The organism is Paraburkholderia sp. CNPSo 3274 (genome assembly GCF_024206475.1).
GTDB lineage: Bacteria > Pseudomonadota > Gammaproteobacteria > Burkholderiales > Burkholderiaceae > Paraburkholderia.
Genome location: NZ_JAMBPR010000063.1, coordinates 23,836 through 40,165, shown reverse-complemented (window position 1 = coordinate 40,165; position 16,330 = coordinate 23,836). Strand labels below are relative to the sequence as shown.

The following is a 16,330-nucleotide window of genomic DNA, read 5'->3' as shown; positions in this document are numbered from 1 at the left end:
GTGCAAGCGGCTGCGACTGAAACCGTGGTTGACGTCATCGATCATCGATCCACCTTGTTTCACTGCGCGGAATACGAACGAAACGGCAGATGCAGAGTTTGAAATCATGCCACAACATGTTCACGCGACCCGCGAACGGACTTGCCAGGGGCCCAAGCCTCACCGCAGGTGCCCGCCGAATGGCGGAATCCCGAAGCTTTCGGATGACTGAAAGGGTCCCGAAAGCGGACTGATATCTCCCGATACGAGGTGCTGTTTGTGGTTGCCACCGGTCACGGAGTTCTGATCAACCTGGACTAACATTGGGAGTGGCTGCCCCTGGACGCTAGTGGTGGTGCATGGGCTGGGTCACGTGCCCGTGGAGGTCGACATGAGTAGTGATGCATCGAATGAAAGCGGTCCTGATCTGGCACAAGGCGTGCCCATCGAATCTCTCGGCGAAGCTGGCCTGTTGTCAGGACACGTCGGTAATGACGCGGTGCTGATTGCACGGCTCGGTGATGAATTCTTTGCTATTGACGCTGCCTGTACTCACTACCACGGCCCGCTCGCCGAAGGGTTGATCGTCGGGGACACGGTACGGTGCCCATGGCATCACGCGTGCTTCAGCCTGCGCACGGGGGAAGCGGTGCGGGCTCCTGCGCTCAGCCCTGTCGCGTGCTGGTCTACGGAGATCCGGGGCGACAAGGTTGTCGTACTGCACAAAAAAGCGCCGCCCGCTGCTTCCGTGACCTCGCCGGCCGGAGCGCCACAGAAGATCGTGATCGTCGGCGCAGGGGCTGCAGGTTTCGCTGCTGCCGAGCGTCTGCGGCGCCTCGGCTACGCGGGCAGTCTCACGATGCTGAGCGACGACGAGGCGCCGCCGGTGGACCGGCCAAACCTCTCCAAAGACTATCTGGCCGGCAGCGCGCCAGAGGAGTGGTTGCCGCTTCGAGATGATGCTTTTTTCGCAGATCAACGCATCGATCTGCGGCTGAACGCCGGCGTCACACGCCTTCACGTCGCCGCGCAGGAAGTGGAACTCGCGGATGGGAGCAAGGTGCCCTACGACCGTCTGCTTTTGGCCACGGGAGCCGAAGCGGTTCGCTTGCCTATCCCCGGCATGGATTTGCCGCACGTGCATACCCTGCGCACATTGGCCGACAGCCGCGCCATCATCGCTCGCGCGGCGAACGCGCGGCGCGCGGTGGTCATCGGAGCCAGCTTCATCGGACTGGAAGCGGCGGCGTCATTGCGCGCGCGTGGACTTGAAGTCCACGTCGTGGCGCCGGAGCAGCGTCCGATGGAACGTGTGCTGGGGCCGCAGATGGGTGAATTCGTGCAGCGGTTGCACGAAGAACACGACGTCGTCTTCCACCTCGGGAACACCGCCAGCGCAATCGATCCGCAGCATGTATCGCTCAAGGCGGGCGGCAAACTGGAGGCCGATCTGGTGGTGGTCGGCGTCGGCGTGCGGCCACGACTGGCACTGGCTGAGCAAGCCGGCCTCGCGATCGACCGCGGCGTGGTGGTCGATGCCTGCTTGCAGACCAGCGCGCCTGGCGTCTTCGCTGCCGGCGACATCGCTCGCTGGCCCGATCCGCACAGTGGCACGGCAATTCGCGTGGAGCACTGGGTCGTCGCGCAGCGCCAGGGACAAACGGCGGCGATGAACTTGATCGGCGGACGGGAGAAGTTTGACGCCGTGCCATTCTTCTGGAGCCAGCACTACGATGTCCCGATCAACTATCTCGGGCACGCGGACAGTTGGGACGAGATTTCAGTTGACGGCGATATTGCGGGACGCGACTGTTTCCTGCGCTACAAGCGAGACGGACGTGTCGTCGCCGTAGCCTCTATCTATCGCGATGTAGAAAGTCTGCGGGCAGAAGTCGAGATGGAGCGCGACTTACGTTGACGCCGGAACGAATCGCAAACGGATTCCTCGCCAGGCTGGGATCGTTCGCAGCAGACAGCCGTGAATTTATGCACCGGTCACTTCCCGGTCAGACTCCTGAGGATTTTCTGAACGATGCGTTCGTGCTGCGCGAGCGCCTCTTCGAGCGTGCCGGCGCCATAACTCTCGTTGTTATCTCGCACTTCCATTCCGGCGATTCGCGTCACGAAGAGCGCGGGTTCCCCAGCCCTCGCGTCGGCCACACCGCGAAAGCGCGTCGTGACCGTCACGCCGGACTCTTCGAGCAACGTGCGGCGAAAGATCAATTCGTTCTCGGCCATCCAGCGCGACCACTCGCTGCGGTCGAACACCTCGACAGGCCTGTTCTTCGCATCGAGGACGTAGAAGCGTTCACCCTTGGGCGGGACAGAGCGGGATCTCATCTATTGGTCAGGCGCGTGCAGGAAGCTGATCGCCTCCCGCCACCAGCTATTGTCGACATGGCCAATCCAGTCGTTATGGTCAGCCGCCTCCACGATCTTCAGCTGTTTCGGACCGGGCAGCGCGCTGTGTAGCGCTTCGCCGAAGCGCGCCGGGACGATGCTGTCGCGTTCGGCCACCACGACGAGAACGGGTTGGCCGAACGTAGCGAGGTGGGTCACGCTGTCGTATCGGTCATGCATCAGCCACTTCACGGGCGCCCATGGGTAGTGGAAGGTGGCGACGTGCTCGAGCTTATCCCACGGCGTAATGAGCATCAGGCCGGCGACCTTGTCGCGTTCGCGCGAGCCCGCCGCTGCGGCCACGCCCGCTCCGAGCGATTCCCCGATAAGCAGCAAGGGGGCGCCGTAGAGACGATGCGCAAGCCCAATAGTCTCTTGCGCATCGACGACCAGACATTCTTCGTTTGGCGAGCCTTCGCGTGGCCCATAGCCCGGATATTCTGCGAGAATCACGCGCAGTCCCAGTCGGTTAAGCACAGAGGCATAGAAGGACCGGTGCCCTACGTGCCCCGCATTGCCATGAAAGATAATGGCCGTGGCGCGCACGGTTCCGGCCGGTTCGCCAGCGAGGCCTCGGAACGCCTCCGTAGTCGGCCAGGTCACAAGTCGATCGGAGACGACGTCCTCGATTGCAACCTTCTCAGGAAAGTAGATAAAACGTTCCTGCAACATGGCAACGCCTTCCAAAAGGACCGACCCGCGAAGGCTAGACGCGGCCCCATTCCTCCCGAGCATCCCGGCGACGTTCATCGCTTCGAACTGCTTCTACTTTCCGCAGTTCACGGCTTTGGAATCTTCCGATGCGCGACGATACCGCCTCCATGCAACGTGCGTTTCCACGCTTCATCGGCATGCTGCTGCGCAGATTTCAGGGTGCGCGCGGTCCGTTGCCCTGCTTTGGGCATTGACGTGAACGCGGAAGTCAAGCCAGAAAATGCACGGCGGACCGTCTTGGCGACCATGATTTGCTCCGCGTAGACATCGGATGAATCAGTCTAACCGTTCCCCCCGGGGCTTGCGAGACTGTACGTTTAACCAGCCATCGCGATGCCGCCAGGCGACGCAGAATGCATACATACGACTAGTCGAGTTTCATGATGCCCATGTGCATCGCGGTGTCGGCACACATGACTACCAGCTTGTCGTGCGAAACACCTTCGGTCAAACCATGATTTAGCACCTCATCGAATGTCCCGGCGCACTCCGAGACCGCGCTCATCGCGTCTCCTTCCGTCCGGTTGTAGGCGCCAGCGAGAAGCCATCGGGCTCGGCATTTTGCGGCGTCAATCGTTTCCTGAACTGAAGCATCAGGGCCTGCAGCCTGACATTCGGGAATAGCTAGAGGCTGGAATGCTTGCGACAAGGTGGGGATGAGGAAGGCAGCGGCAGCGATGTATCGACGGCACATGGCAGCTCCTTTCTTGAGGTTCTTCTTACCGCCGTTACGCGATGATCACGGGGGTCATAAACTCGGATCGCGAGCAGCGAAGCGCCGTTGATTCGCGACGACGAGCCAATTGACAATCTATCACCTCTGCCAGTGCAGGTGGGTCTGCCAGCCGTCACATCAGCGCCGACTCCTTCCGTTCGACGCGGAGTCGATCCATCAAGTCGTTGGTGACCCGGCGAGTTGTCAATAAATCGCGTCGCAACCGTTCGAATGCAACCAGGGCCCATGGAACGACAAATACGAATACAACGCATTCCAATCCGGCAAGCACTGCAGCAATCGTCCGGTTTGCCTGCGTACCGCCATGCGGCAACTTGTGGCGGAGCCACACACATTCCGGTTTGATCCCAGCGTCGAAAGTCATCGCCAAAACCAGAATCAAAGCGACATGCAATGCCAGCTGCATTTCGAGGAAAACCGTCGTGTCGTCATTCTCTTCGTGAATGAGCACGATCATCCGGCTAGCGATCGCAAGCGTAACTAACGCGAGAGCGCAAAAACAACTCAATTCGAACATGGTGATTTTATCGTCCCTGGTTTTCGTTCCATCGCGTATGGTCAATCGGGCCAGCGCGAGTATGCATTCCGCCGCCATAGACCGTCGCCAATGCCCTTCATCAGAAAGCCGGCCGCGACTGCACCAACGTTGCCACCCGCGCCCAGCACGGGGCGCACCTCGAGAGACTCAAGAGTTCGATGCGGGTGGCTTTGCCTGACATAGGGTGTCGACCAAAACGAGAACGGCGTCCTGCGCATCAGGTCTTTCAACCCGTTACGCAGGACGCCGTTGCCCAGTGAGCCCGTTGCCGGGCAGCTCAGTATTGCGTGATGTTCAGTGCTACGGAGCGAATCGCCGTTGACTCGCCTTGGTGCAGTGCAACGCAAGTGCTGTGCCAGTCCGTTGCGCCCGTCGCCGGCGTGGATATCGCTGCACGGCGGCGCAGCGCGGCACAGTTCTGGTGCGCAACAGCACCCAGCAGGGTCGCTCTGCACTACAGGGCTGCTTCCGACGGTCCCATCCGGGCGGATGCACCGGCGTAACCCCGCGACCTGGCTCGCACCGCCTGGCGCGGATCGCGTTCAATATCATGGTTGATCAAGGCAGATTCGCACGGGTGCAATCTTCCAGATCCGTTCACAGTATTCGCCGATCGCACGATCCGACGAGAACTTCCCCGAGCGCGCCGTGTTGAGGATCGACATGTGCGTCCAGCGCGCCTCGTCTTTCCAGACGTCGCTCACGCGCTCCTGGCACGCGACATAGTCGGCGTAATCGGCGAGCACAAGAAATGGATCCACCCGCATCAGGTTCTCGACGAGTGGACGAAACACCTGCTGGTCGCCACGCGAAAAGTATCCGCCGGCAATCAGGTCCAGCACGTCGCGCAACTCCGCATTGCGTTCGACATATTGCGCGGGTCGATAGCCTTCGCGTTTGACGCATTCCACCTGTTCGGCAGTCAGACCGAACAGAAAGAAGTTTTCGTCACCCGCTTCCTCGCGGATCTCGACGTTGGCGCCGTCCAGTGTTCCGATCGTGAGCGCGCCGTTCATCATGAATTTCATGTTGCCGGTGCCGGATGCTTCCTTGCCAGCCGTCGAAATCTGCTCGGACAGGTCGGCGGTGGGATAGATGAATTGCGCGTTCTTCACATTGAAGTTGGGAAGGAACACAACCTTCAGCCTGCCCTCCATTATGGGGTCGTTGTTCACGACTTCGGCGACGCCCGTGATCAGCCGGATCATCAGTTTCGCCATCTTGTAGCCTGGTGCCGCTTTTCCGCCAAAGATAAAGCAGCGCGGCACACAACCCCGCTCCCGATTACGGCGCAGACGCTGGTAAAGCGTGATGATATAAAGCGCGTTCAGATGCTGTCGCTTGTACTCGTGAATGCGCTTTACCTGAATGTCGAAGAGTGCTTCGGGATCCACAATGACGTTCGTCACGTCGCGGATGCGCTCCGCCAGCACCATTTTGTTCGACCGCTTGACTGCACGCCACTTTTCCCGAAACGCCGGATCGTCCGCGTACGCCTCTAGCTTCCGAAGCCGCGTGAGGTCGGCGACCCACCCCTCGCCCACCGTTTCGTCAAGCAGGCGGGCAAGGCCCGGATTGGCGAGCAGAATGAAGCGGCGCGGCGTGACGCCGTTCGTGACGTTGAGAAACCGTTCGGGCCACATCTGCGCAAAGTCGCGCAGCACGGTCTGCGTGAGAAGCGCAGAATGCAGCGCAGCAACACCGTTCACGGCGTGGCAACCGATGGTCGACAAGTGGGCCATGCGCACGTTTTTCCCGTCCGCCTCGTCAATGATCGACATGCGCGCCACACGCGGCTCGTCACCCGGGAAAATCTGCCGCACCTCGTCGAGGAAACGACGGTTAATCTCGTAGATAATCTCGAGCGGACGCGGCAGCAACCGTCCAAAAAGCGGCAACCCCCAGGTCTCCAGCGCTTCGGGCAACAGAGTATGGTTGGTATAGGCGAGCGTGCGCCGCGTAATGTCCCATGCCTCTTCCCAGGAGAGCAGCCGCTCGTCCACCAGTAGGCGCATCAGTTCAGCGACGGCGATGGCAGGATGCGTATCGTTCAGTTGGGCGGTGAACATCTCGGCGAAGCGCGAAACGGGTTCGCCCTTCAGATCGAGCAGACGCAACATGTCCTGCAGCGAGCACGAGACGAAGAAGTACTGTTGCGCAAGGCGCAGTCGCTTGCCGACTTCGGGCTCGTCATTCGGATACAACACCTTGGACAGCGTTTCGGAGATCACCTTTTCCTGCACCGCCTGGTAGTAGTCGCCGGCATTGAAGTCCTCGAGGCCAAAGGACTCGATAGCCTCGCTCTTCCACAGGCGCAGCGTGTTGCACGTATTGACCCGAAAGCCGGGCATCGGCGTATCACAAGCCACGCCCTTGACCATGCGCGCAGGCAGCCAGCGAACGCGAAGGCGGCCTTGCGCGTCGTTCCACATTTCAGTATGTCCGCCGAACGAGACGTAGTAGTTCACGTTTGGGCGCACGATCTCCCATGGATTGCCCTTTTGCAGCCAAAGGTCGGTGACTTCGACCTGCCAGCCTTCGCGAATTTCTTGATTGAAGATACCGAACTCATAGCGGATGCCATAGCCCACGGACGGAATTTCGAGCGTCGCGAGCGAATCCAGATAACAGGCCGCGAGCCTGCCGAGCCCGCCATTTCCGAGCCCAGGCTCCTCTTCGAGCGCCAGTAGTTCGTCGAGATCCTGACCGAGCGCGTGCATGGCGTCGCGCGCATTGTCTCCGATACCGAGATTGACGAGGTTGTTGCCCAGTTGCGGTCCAATCAGGAACTCGGCAGAGAGGTAGCACGTCACCCGTAAATCGCGCTCGGCATAGGTCTGGATCGTCGCAGCCCAGCGTGCCAGCATGCGGTCACGCACGCTATAGGCGAGCGCCATGTACCAGTCGTGCGGCGTGGCTATGCCCGGCGTGCGGGCCTGCAGGCAGATCAGATTGTCGAGCACGCCGCGCCGCAACGCGTCGCCGCTCAGGCCACTACGCGCGGATTCGGCGCTCGGATTCGCGCCTGACGTCGGGGTGATGGCCACGATGCTCCACCATGTTTCATCGATTCAAGCTTTGCCACGCCGAGGGCCACCCGACGCCTGCGCGCGGGCATCGGGTTTCGCAAGATGCAGGATATCGAAGGCTGTTAGCCGTTTGATGAAGAGAATGATCCAAACTCGCCGTTTCTCAATTTCCGGTTGCAGCTTTTGATCACGCGCGTCCATGCAGAACGTCGAACCACAATTCAGGTCTTCTATAAGTCACCTTTTCCCGGTTTCCGACATGGTCTCGCCGCACGTCTTGCACCTATAGCATGTGTACCCGTGCAAGTCCGTACCGTTGTCCACCAGTCCGGTCGTGCGAATCGATTCCCACTGAGACGAGTACTGTTGATCGTCTTCGCACGCCACCTCTTCGCCTTCGTGTCCGTTGATGCACACGAAGTATCGCCGTACCAACGTCGTCATCGCTGTCCTCCTGCGGCTTAAGGTTACTGCGAAGCGGCGCTTCAGCCGCTCAAGCTGGCCCTACAGGCCCTCTGGTACAGGTTCGAACTCCTGAAGAGTCGTCTCCTGCACCATCCGCTCCGTAATACGCTATCCAGTCATCCCGCGAACGACTGACGTGTTGCATTGCCCAACGCCCGCTTTTTGATGGCCCCGCATAATGTCGGTCAAAGACGCGCACAAGCAGCGCGCCGCACCAGCCTGGGTGATAAAACGGCACGCTAACGGGGTCACCGTCATCGGTCAGGCACAGAGGAATGCATGGGTCCAAACCGGGACGGTGTCCGGCGCAGTGCAGATGCCATGGTGCGCCAGCGCCATGTTGCACAATGGCACGTCAGGTAACGGCGGCGACTTTGGGAGTCCTGGCGAACGTGATGGGTCTTAAAGCATATGATTCCGGCATCCCTTTCACGGTGCGAATCTGGCGAATCCGGGGGGCGTTACAGGGAGTATGGTCGGTCCATACCAGTTTCACAACCTGGGCCGCTTGATTCCTCGCCTTCCAGGAAAATGGGCGCACGAGCGCTGGAGTTTCGCCGGCCGCGCGCCCTCCGGCCATCCGCGTCAGCACTACCTGCGACTCACTCGCCCGCTCGGCCAATTCTTGTCGTGCGAGTGCGGAAAGTTGAATTACCACCAGAAAGGTCGTTACGGCAGAACTGGCGTGCGGTTGCCTGGAGCCCCGTTGCGACAGTATGGTGCACCGCATCAAGACAAGGCCGTCTGGATTGACACGATGACATGGTCAAACGAAAAACAAGAATTCTGCTGCTGAGCGTCAGTGCAGGCGCCGGCCATACCCGGGCCGCCGAGGCTCTGCTTGCCTTCGCCCAGGAGCATCCCGCAGGCGTCGTGGCTTCGCACCTTGACGTCATGGATTACGTGCCTGCCACCTTTCGCAAGCTCTATACGGATCTCTATATCGAAGTCGTGACCAGTCAACCCGCGTTATGGGGCTATCTCTACCGTAAGACGGACGAAGCCGATCCGGCCTCGCTGCCGCAGAAAGTCCGGCGAGCCGTGGAGCGGCTCAACTGCAGGGCGCTGCTGGCCGAAATTGCGCAGCATCAGGCCGATGCCATTATCTGCACGCATTTCCTGCCCGCGGAGCTTTTGTCGCGCGAAATTCGTCACGGTCTGGTTCAGACGCCGGTCTGGGTGCAGGTCACCGACTTCGATCTTCACAGCATGTGGGTCGTGCCCAGCATGAGCGGCTACTTCGCCGCAAGTGACGAAATCGCGTGGCGCCTGCGCATGCGCGGCGTGCCCGCCGGGTCGGTGAACGTGAGCGGCATCCCGATCATGCCCGCATTCGGTCAGCAACTCGATCGAGTGTCGTGTGCCTCGGAATTCGGCCTGAATGCGAAACGGCTGACATTCCTCATGATGTCAGGCGGCGCCGGTCTCGCGGGTCTCGAAACGTTGGCGGCCCGGCTGCTGGAAATGAACGCCGACTTCCAGCTCATCGCACTGGCCGGTCGCAACGAGGCAATGCTCGCGTCGCTTCAGGCGCTGGCGGCACAGTACCCCGGGCGCCTGTTCCCGCAAGGTTTTACACATCGGGTCGAACGTCTGATGGCGTGCGCGGATCTAGCCATTACCAAGCCGGGCGGTCTCACGACTTCCGAGTGCCTCGCGATGCAATTGCCCATGATCGTCACGTCGCCGATACCGGGGCAGGAGGAACGCAACGCCGATTATTTGCTCGAACAAGGCGTGGCATTGAAGGCCGTCGATGTCGACGCGCTACTCTACCGGATACGCGCGCTGCTGGACGAGCCAACACGTCTTGCCGCCATGCGTCAGCGCATCGCCCCGCTTGGGCGGCCACTCGCAGGGCGTGTTGTGCTGGACCGTGTGCTCGACTCACTTTCCGGCCGTTCGCCGGGCGGCGCAAGCGTCGTCGAGTCCGGCACAGGGACGTCCACGTGAGCCGCACCGGCCTCAACCCGGATCTGCGTCTGGCAGCACTGATTGCGTGGGTCCTGCTGCTGGGCTTCTTTTTCGCCAACGTCGAAATCCAGATCGAGGGTAGCGCGGGCTGGGCGGCCAACCTGCCGACGTGGCGCATCGACCATCACTGGCTGCTTGATATCTTCTGGGGCGGTCGCCCAATGACCGGGTATCACGCCTGGGTCTTCCCTTTCATGGCGTTATTTTTCCACCTGCCCCCGCTCTTCAACTGGCAATGGTCGTGGCGCATCGAGGCGCGCATCGTCGCCTGCATCATCCTGTTCTGGCTGACCGAAGATTTTTTGTGGTTCGTGCTCAATCCTGCTTACGGTCTCGCGCGCTTTGCACCGGCATATGTGCCGTGGCATATCCATTGGTTCTGGTTCGCGCCTACCGACTACTGGACCATGAGCGTCGCCGCAGTCGTGCTCTTCTTCGCTTCGCGCTCGCGCTGAAACTTTTGATCGATTCCGGATTTCACTAAACATGCCTCGCGCGAGACCGCGCGAACGCTGCTGCAGGACCATAAGGTCTATATCACGGACTGGACCGACGCTCGCATGGTCGCCGCCGGCGCCGGCTCGTTCGATCTGGACGACTACATAGCTCAGCGGCGACGGTCAGACGCGCGCCGCGCACGACTTGTGCACGGCTATCGCCGCGCATGACAGGCGTCACTTCGCGGCTGAGAAGTGCGGACACTATGGGATTTTCTCGGGCAAGCGCTGGCGTTCCGTCGTCTATCCGCAGGTCCGCAGCTTCATTCTGGCGCATCATGGGGCGGCGCAAGACACGGAACTCAACGAAGCGCTTGTGGCGCAACACGTTCGCGGGTATCTGTAGCTTCTCCAGCGGGCCACGCGCGTCGCGTTCAGATAACCAGACCATGTCGAACTCAGCCAAAAATCGAAGCCTCGCCACGCAGATCGAGATCCGGATCGTGGTGCTCGCCCTCTTTGTCGGCTCGATGTGGGCAGTCTTCTTTCTGTCAGCGGCCTTCCCGTCGCTGAGCCTCACCTACCACGGTGTCGTGCCGCGCACCGTCCCCGGCCTCCAGGGGATTCTGTTCGCGCCTTGGCTCCATGGCAGTCTCGGCCACATCACGGCGAACACGGGCGGCCTCGTGGTTCTCGGGTGGCTCGCAATGTGGCCGCGCACCGGGAATTTTGTCGTGGCGACCGCGGGGGGCATGCTTGGTGCAGGGTGTTGCGCGTGGCTCCTTGGCGCCCCACATAGCGTCCATATCGGCGCGAGCGGACTCGTTTTCGGCTACGCGGGCTATCTGGTCGCACGCGGCATCTACACACGTCACTTCCTCGCCATGCTGGTCGCCCTCTTCGTCGTGCTCGCGTACGGCATCAGTCTCCTGTCCGGCGTGCTGCCGATCTATCCCGGCATCTCGTGGCAGAGCCATCTCGGCGGCGCGCTCGGCGGCGTACTCGCTGCACGCCTGACACTCCAGCCGAAATTGCGCCTCGCCCGGCCCTGATTGCGCACTGGCCCGGGAGCGCCATCCCGCGCTGCTTCTGCCCGCCGGATGAGGGCTAGCCAAAATAGACGGAGGACTCAAGGCGATACCGGGACACCTCTCCCTCGCGTTCGTTCTGACCGACTGAAACGACAAGAGCAAACGCGTCGCAATTTACCTGATCTGGTGGCTGGAGACCAGGCTATGCAGCCTGAGAAACTGTTCTTCGCGTCGTGCCCTCAACATGGCCAGATCCGTTCGCAGAACGATTCGCGCTTCGTCGAGCCACGGCGCCAGACAATCTTCAGCGCCACGTTCCATCTCGGCAAGGCGCGCCAGGCGTGCCCTTATCTCAGCATCGATATTTAGCATGGCCACCAGCACGTCCTCGCTCCGCTGTCCCATCGTCTCGGCTCCTGATCATCAGGTCTTTTCAGTGTTGTCCAATTGGTGAGGCAATCCAGCTTCGTGCCAAGCTGTCATGTCCTCGTTTTCCATGCCGCTGATGTGTGCGGCACGCGGCAGCTTGCACTCCCATTTGCTTGCACCAACTCGCCCTCAGTTCGCAGACGGTCGATGAATCGTGTAGCCACAGTGGTGCTCGTAAAGCCAGTAGTGGCAAGTCGCAGCATGGGACGCAAAATCGTCGCCTCGTGCGTGCAACAGCTTCACCCAGGTCAGCACGTACTGGACCGGAAGAGAATCCTCGTGGTCGCCAAACAGCACTGCCACCAGGAAGCGGTCTGCCTCGCTGGGCGAACCATTCACGAGTACAGGGGGCTCAGTCTCGTATGGACGGCTTACTGTCATTGCGACTGTCCGCCGCCCTCTCAATGAGAAGAGAACGGCGAGTAGGCATCGCCGCTGGCCTTGGGGCAAGGTCCCTGGTTCTCGAGTCGATCGAGCCGATTAACCAGGTCTTTTGCCTGTTTCTCAATATGCATGGGCAGCAAAGGGATAGCCAGAATGGTATGGACCCTGGCCCGCCAGTAACTCAGATTGACCACGGTCCCGCTTTCCACAGCGCGGACGCTGTCGGCCGAGTGCTCGAGATGGCTTAGTACGTTCCTGATATGCGCCAGATCCCGTTCAGCAAGTTCGTCGCTCACGATTGGCTCCCCGTTGTCTGTGTCCGGTCTGTTCGACGTTGTTTGCACTATCCCGCTTCCGAGATCGTCCACCTGCGGTGCAGGCTGCACCTGGCAGACTCCGACGACACTCAACGTCGTGACAGCGTGCGTTGCCACCATTCATGGTGATCGAGATTGCGCAGAAGTTCAGCCCGACGCCGCTCGCGGAGGTAGTGCACAGTCACGCCAACCACAGCGATAACTAGTACGATCGTGCCGGCAGCGATACCCAGCCAGGTTTGGTCCACGTCAGCCTCCTCAGTAACACCCGGATCGCCCCTCAAACCGCAGGCGGCGCGCATCATGAATCTGGTCTGCCCTTGTGACGGACCATTGGTCAGTTGGCTGCGCTCAGCGCGCCCTGGCAACCGCGCGCAGTACTGCGTCGCCCCGCGGTGTCAAGCGAGGAATCGGCAGGCCGGCTTCGGGCGGCTCAATCGCGATCAATTCAAGCTCGCGAAGCGCACCGAGTTCCAGGCGGTCCGCTTCCATCCGCTCAGGCGCATCCTTCACCAGCATCAACGTGGCAAGTTCGTGGGGGCTCAGCATGGCATTACCTGGCTTTGGGACGTCGAGAAATAAAACCGTATCCAGCGGCGATCCGGTCGGCAACGGCTCTCCAGAAGACGGGCTACGTTAGCGCGAGGGACTTCGCCGCACGCGGCCTGTCGGCGCCGCGCCAGTGACGGAATCCGCTTTCTTGCGCGTGATGTCCTGCAAGGCAGCAGGAGGCATCGTGGCTGCGGCATAACCGGAATCATCGGGAGGGGAACGCAGCCGCACAGGCTGCAGTTGTGGCAAATGATTTCTCTTGAGGATTGCTCACGAATTGGCTCCAGGTGCTCACCAACAGGCGTGACCGCTGCCACCGCGGCCGATCTTCGGCTAGCTGCCGCTAGCGAAACTGCGCTGCCTCGCCGAACAATCTAGAGACTTGATTCTAACTTTGTTAAATCTGCGCCGCGTAGCTGTCTTGATCGGGAATTTCCCCAATATGTGGGAACCGGCGCGCGTGGTGGTCTGTGCACCAACGCTGGATCGATGTTCAGTCGTGGCCCCACCGCGTAGGGTAGACCTGCGCCAGGTCACGCGTATTTCAAAGGTCGAGCCGCGATCGGGGCCGTCGCGACTGGCACTTGAACCTAGCGCAAACTTTTCACCTGACTCGGTGTGACAGTTCCGGAAAACTGATTGCCGAAATGGTTTCTCGTGTAGTTGACGACCGCGGCGACCTGATCGTCGTTCATCACGCCGCCAAACGGTGGCATCGCCTTTCTGCCGTGCAGCACGGTAACGATGACGTAGGGTGCTGCCTCGAGTGCCGGGTTGTCAGCGAGCGCCGGATAGTGACCCGCGCCCTGCGCCCCTTTCCCGTCCGGCATATGGCATCCCGCGCAGCTAGCGTTGTAAAGCGCTTCGCCGCTTGTTTCGGTGAAGCGATAGCCCGGTGAGATCGTGAAAGTGCGTGGCTCTTCCTGTGCCATGACCTGAGCCGACACCATCGCACCGCCCATCAGCAAAGCGCTCAGCATCACGCAGAGGATCTGCGTCGGCCTATCCATTCACGATTCTCCCATGCAACCGGGTGATCGCATCCAGTGACGACAGCACGGCGCCTTCCTGCCACGCCGGGATATGCGAAGCGTGCTCCCCGGCCAGGACGACCCGTCCGTCGATCTGGCAGAGATTCGCATAATGCGCCTTTCTCAACGCATCCGTCCATGCGGCGAAGCAGCCATTCGTGAACGGTGATCGGCTCCAGTTCATCGCGAAGCCGCTCTGGTACTCGCGTGCGTACTGCGGATGAATCTGGCTGCCCTGACTCAATGCCACCGCGATCCGTTCGGCAGGGGGCAGCGCACCGATCTCGTAGCTGGCGGGCCCCCACATGTAGGCGCCGAGCAGCACCGCAGGACCGGTTGACCCGTAACCCGTCGCCGGATAGCCGATCGTCGAGATTGGCAGGTCGGTATACGTGATGCCGCCGTAGATCTGTTCGTCCTCTTCCCAGAATCGACGTCCGAATTGCAAGCCGATTTTCACCGAAGTCTCGTAGGGCACGGCATCAATAGCGGCGCGCATGGCTGGCCCGACCGCAATGTCGATCTGACTCAGAATCGAGAGCGGGATGGTGCATACCACCCAATCCGCGTGAGCAGTCCGTTCCGTGCCGGTGGTCGTATCGGTATAGCGCACTGTGACACCTTGCTCATCCTGCAGGATGGCCGTGACTCTGGCGTTGAACACTACGGAGCTTGCGACCTGCGAATGAAGCGCGTGGACAATCCTGTCCATGCCGCCGACGGGCTGAAAAATGGTGCTCTGGAAGTCCAACTCGTTTCCAGACGAGAGCCATTGCCACAAACGCGATGCAAGCAATGCATCGTTCGGGAGCAGATTCGACGGCACGGCCCGGGGCGCCAGCCCACCGCCGGGCGCAGTCAAGAAACCGCGGCGCTCACTACTTCGCCGGCCCGCCTGATAGCGACCATCCCGATCGAGCGCCCCCCAACGGCGCAGGGATTCAAGTAGCAGATGCGCATCTTCGACTGACAACGCATCATCGAGCGCGTCTTTGCGGATTGCCTTGGAGAGCAACTCGGCAATATACCCTTGATAGTCGGTCTGCACCGCGCGGAATCGTTGCGGCTTGCCGCCAAAGGCCTCCGTCGAATGCAGGTACGCGTTGTAATTGACCTGGATGAACGGCTCGAGTGGCACCTTCAGGCGTTTCGCATAGTCGAGTACGCCCCGATGATGGTACGGAATGCGCCATGGCCCCGGGTTCAGATAAAGCCCCTCAGCGAATGTACAGTCCTGGGTGGCACCGCCGAGTTCTGTATAGCGATCACCGCCCCTGACAGTCCAGGCCCGCCCACCCGCGCGATTGTTGTACTCGAGCACCTGCACGCGGTAGCCCGCGTTCCTCAACTCAAAGGCCGCGACAAGGCCAGCCATGCCCGCGCCGAGCACGAGAATCCGGGTTCCTTGGGGTGCGCCATCGAGTCTGACCGGCCCGGCATAGCTCGAGGTAGCGGCGAACCCAAGCGCGCCCATGCCTTGCATCATGGCGGCCGCGCCGAGGTTCCTGCCGATCAGCGTCAGCAGGTGCCGGCGGCTCATCGCATGTGTGGTCATTCTCGACATAAGGACGTGGTGCCCCGACTGAAATCACGGTCGCGAACAAAATCAGATGGCATCCCGGATTGCAAAGACACGGGCCTGCTTCAAATGAAACCGGGTTTGAGACGAACCGAAACTATGAACCGATTCTCGTCACCGCGTGCGACTGTCCGTTACCAGGGCAGGTCTCTGCGCCTTGCGGTTCGTTCTCGTCCGGGCGCCCGGGACGGTAGTCTGCCAGGAACGGACGGTCATTACCGCACTCCAGATTGCTTACAATCTCACACGGTCGATTCCTGAAGTAGGCGCCGAGGCGCGAGGGCACCCCTTGTTAGCGTGTCGCGAACACTCTGAATATGTGCGATAGAGCACCAAAAGGCACCGATACAGGAGAGAGCATTGTCGGCTGCGTGACCTGACCGTGGGTCACTCCGTCCTTCACGTCTGTCTGGGGATGGTCTCTGCTACGGAAGGCCAACGTGGTTCAGGAACGCGCACGCGAGATGAGGGAAACACCGTAGGGCACCCGCATCTACGGCCGAGTCGCATGAAAGACGGCTCGGGGTCAGCTTATGCCGCGCGCATAACTCGCCGGCCGTTGGCGCAAGACAACGCAGCGTGAGAGCGAGTTCGACCAGAAACCGTCAGTCGACGCGCGAAGATCGTCGACCAATCGATTCCGCGAACGCATGGTTCGGAGATTAACTGTGACAATCTATTGGACTTTGAGACATGTCCCGGAGTTAGCGACGCTATCACCACGTGACAGACGCC

16 protein-coding genes and 1 pseudogene are annotated in these 16,330 nt (G+C 60.8%); 5 read left to right on the top strand and 12 right to left on the bottom strand.

Annotated features, from left to right (window positions below; all coding sequences use genetic code 11):
• Positions 1-370: 370 nt before the first annotated feature.
• A complete protein-coding gene (locus M3I54_RS32800; RefSeq protein ID WP_254343309.1) occupies positions 371-1,897 on the top strand; it encodes an FAD-dependent oxidoreductase in 1,527 nt (508 codons plus the stop codon).
• A 77-nt stretch (positions 1,898-1,974) separates the two neighbouring features.
• Here the strand turns inward: M3I54_RS32800 and M3I54_RS32795 are convergent, their stop codons facing one another.
• From M3I54_RS32795 to M3I54_RS32770, 6 genes are all read right to left on the bottom strand, one after another.
• The gene (locus tag M3I54_RS32795; protein ID WP_254343308.1) at positions 1,975-2,319 is read right to left on the bottom strand and encodes a hypothetical protein; all 345 of its coding nucleotides are present in this window, start codon (positions 2,317-2,319) and stop codon (positions 1,975-1,977) included.
• A complete protein-coding gene (locus M3I54_RS32790) occupies positions 2,320-3,051 on the bottom strand; it encodes an alpha/beta hydrolase (protein ID WP_254343327.1) in 732 nt (243 codons plus the stop codon).
• Positions 3,052-3,158: 107 nt separating this feature from the next.
• A complete protein-coding gene (locus M3I54_RS32785) occupies positions 3,159-3,341 on the bottom strand; it encodes a hypothetical protein (protein WP_254343307.1) in 183 nt (60 codons plus the stop codon).
• Positions 3,342-3,460: 119 nt separating this feature from the next.
• Positions 3,461-3,787: a hypothetical protein gene (locus M3I54_RS32780; RefSeq protein ID WP_254343306.1), complete on the bottom strand. Its 327-nt coding sequence runs from the start codon at positions 3,785-3,787 to the stop codon at positions 3,461-3,463.
• Between the two features lie 154 nt (positions 3,788-3,941).
• Entirely contained in the window at positions 3,942-4,424 is a 483-nt protein-coding gene (locus M3I54_RS32775) for a hypothetical protein (RefSeq protein WP_254343305.1), read from the bottom strand.
• A gap of 491 nt (positions 4,425-4,915) precedes the next feature.
• The gene (locus M3I54_RS32770; protein WP_254343304.1) at positions 4,916-7,414 is read right to left on the bottom strand and encodes a glycogen/starch/alpha-glucan phosphorylase; all 2,499 of its coding nucleotides are present in this window, start codon (positions 7,412-7,414) and stop codon (positions 4,916-4,918) included.
• 1,209 nt (positions 7,415-8,623) lie between these two features.
• Here M3I54_RS32770 and M3I54_RS32765 point away from each other — a divergent pair.
• The 4 genes and pseudogenes from M3I54_RS32765 (at position 8,624) to M3I54_RS32750 (ending at position 11,324) form a co-directional block, all read left to right on the top strand.
• The gene (locus M3I54_RS32765) at positions 8,624-9,814 is read left to right on the top strand and encodes a glycosyltransferase (protein WP_254343303.1); all 1,191 of its coding nucleotides are present in this window, start codon (positions 8,624-8,626) and stop codon (positions 9,812-9,814) included.
• Entirely contained in the window at positions 9,811-10,290 is a 480-nt protein-coding gene (locus M3I54_RS32760; RefSeq protein WP_254343302.1) for a hypothetical protein, read from the top strand. Before M3I54_RS32765 ends, M3I54_RS32760 begins: the two co-directional genes overlap by 4 nt.
• A gap of 151 nt (positions 10,291-10,441) precedes the next feature.
• Positions 10,442-10,678: pseudogene (locus M3I54_RS32755) on the top strand (polyhydroxyalkanoate depolymerase); the annotation flags it as partial.
• Positions 10,679-10,721: 43 nt separating this feature from the next.
• Positions 10,722-11,324: a rhomboid family intramembrane serine protease gene (locus tag M3I54_RS32750; protein ID WP_254343300.1), complete on the top strand. Its 603-nt coding sequence runs from the start codon at positions 10,722-10,724 to the stop codon at positions 11,322-11,324.
• Between the two features lie 153 nt (positions 11,325-11,477).
• On the opposite strand, the gene M3I54_RS32745 is transcribed toward M3I54_RS32750, so the two are convergent.
• The 6 genes from M3I54_RS32745 to M3I54_RS32720 form a co-directional block, all read right to left on the bottom strand.
• Entirely contained in the window at positions 11,478-11,708 is a 231-nt protein-coding gene (locus M3I54_RS32745; RefSeq protein ID WP_254343298.1) for a hypothetical protein, read from the bottom strand.
• Positions 11,709-11,861: 153 nt separating this feature from the next.
• The gene (locus M3I54_RS32740) at positions 11,862-12,113 is read right to left on the bottom strand and encodes a hypothetical protein (RefSeq protein WP_254343296.1); all 252 of its coding nucleotides are present in this window, start codon (positions 12,111-12,113) and stop codon (positions 11,862-11,864) included.
• Positions 12,114-12,133: 20 nt separating this feature from the next.
• Positions 12,134-12,412: a hypothetical protein gene (locus M3I54_RS32735; protein ID WP_254343293.1), complete on the bottom strand. Its 279-nt coding sequence runs from the start codon at positions 12,410-12,412 to the stop codon at positions 12,134-12,136.
• 372 nt (positions 12,413-12,784) lie between these two features.
• Entirely contained in the window at positions 12,785-13,045 is a 261-nt protein-coding gene (locus tag M3I54_RS32730; RefSeq protein WP_375542257.1) for a hypothetical protein, read from the bottom strand.
• A 530-nt stretch (positions 13,046-13,575) separates the two neighbouring features.
• Positions 13,576-13,995 (bottom strand): cytochrome c, encoded by a 420-nt coding sequence (locus tag M3I54_RS32725; RefSeq protein WP_254343292.1) that lies wholly within the window; start codon positions 13,993-13,995, stop codon positions 13,576-13,578.
• Positions 13,988-15,571 (bottom strand): flavin monoamine oxidase family protein, encoded by a 1,584-nt coding sequence (locus M3I54_RS32720; protein ID WP_375542256.1) that lies wholly within the window; start codon positions 15,569-15,571, stop codon positions 13,988-13,990. The genes M3I54_RS32725 and M3I54_RS32720 overlap by 8 nt, the downstream gene beginning before the upstream one ends.
• Positions 15,572-16,330 lie beyond the last annotated feature (759 nt).

What these genes read in the sequence shown, in the direction of transcription:
- M3I54_RS32800 (WP_254343309.1), top strand. Translation starts at nt 371, where the DNA reads ATGAGTAGTGATGCATCGAATGAAAGCGGTCCTGATCTGGCACAAGGC.
- M3I54_RS32795 (WP_254343308.1), bottom strand. Translation starts at nt 2,319, where the DNA reads ATGAGATCCCGCTCTGTCCCGCCCAAGGGTGAACGCTTCTACGTCCTC.
- M3I54_RS32790 (WP_254343327.1), bottom strand. Translation starts at nt 3,051, where the DNA reads ATGTTGCAGGAACGTTTTATCTACTTTCCTGAGAAGGTTGCAATCGAG.
- M3I54_RS32785 (WP_254343307.1), bottom strand. Translation starts at nt 3,341, where the DNA reads ATGGTCGCCAAGACGGTCCGCCGTGCATTTTCTGGCTTGACTTCCGCG.
- M3I54_RS32780 (WP_254343306.1), bottom strand. Translation starts at nt 3,787, where the DNA reads ATGTGCCGTCGATACATCGCTGCCGCTGCCTTCCTCATCCCCACCTTG.
- M3I54_RS32775 (WP_254343305.1), bottom strand. Translation starts at nt 4,424, where the DNA reads ATGGCGGCGGAATGCATACTCGCGCTGGCCCGATTGACCATACGCGAT.
- M3I54_RS32765 (WP_254343303.1), top strand. Translation starts at nt 8,624, where the DNA reads ATGGTCAAACGAAAAACAAGAATTCTGCTGCTGAGCGTCAGTGCAGGC.
- M3I54_RS32750 (WP_254343300.1), top strand. Translation starts at nt 10,722, where the DNA reads ATGTCGAACTCAGCCAAAAATCGAAGCCTCGCCACGCAGATCGAGATC.
- M3I54_RS32745 (WP_254343298.1), bottom strand. Translation starts at nt 11,708, where the DNA reads ATGGGACAGCGGAGCGAGGACGTGCTGGTGGCCATGCTAAATATCGAT.
- M3I54_RS32740 (WP_254343296.1), bottom strand. Translation starts at nt 12,113, where the DNA reads ATGACAGTAAGCCGTCCATACGAGACTGAGCCCCCTGTACTCGTGAAT.
- M3I54_RS32725 (WP_254343292.1), bottom strand. Translation starts at nt 13,995, where the DNA reads ATGGATAGGCCGACGCAGATCCTCTGCGTGATGCTGAGCGCTTTGCTG.
- M3I54_RS32720 (WP_375542256.1), bottom strand. Translation starts at nt 15,571, where the DNA reads ATGACCACACATGCGATGAGCCGCCGGCACCTGCTGACGCTGATCGGC.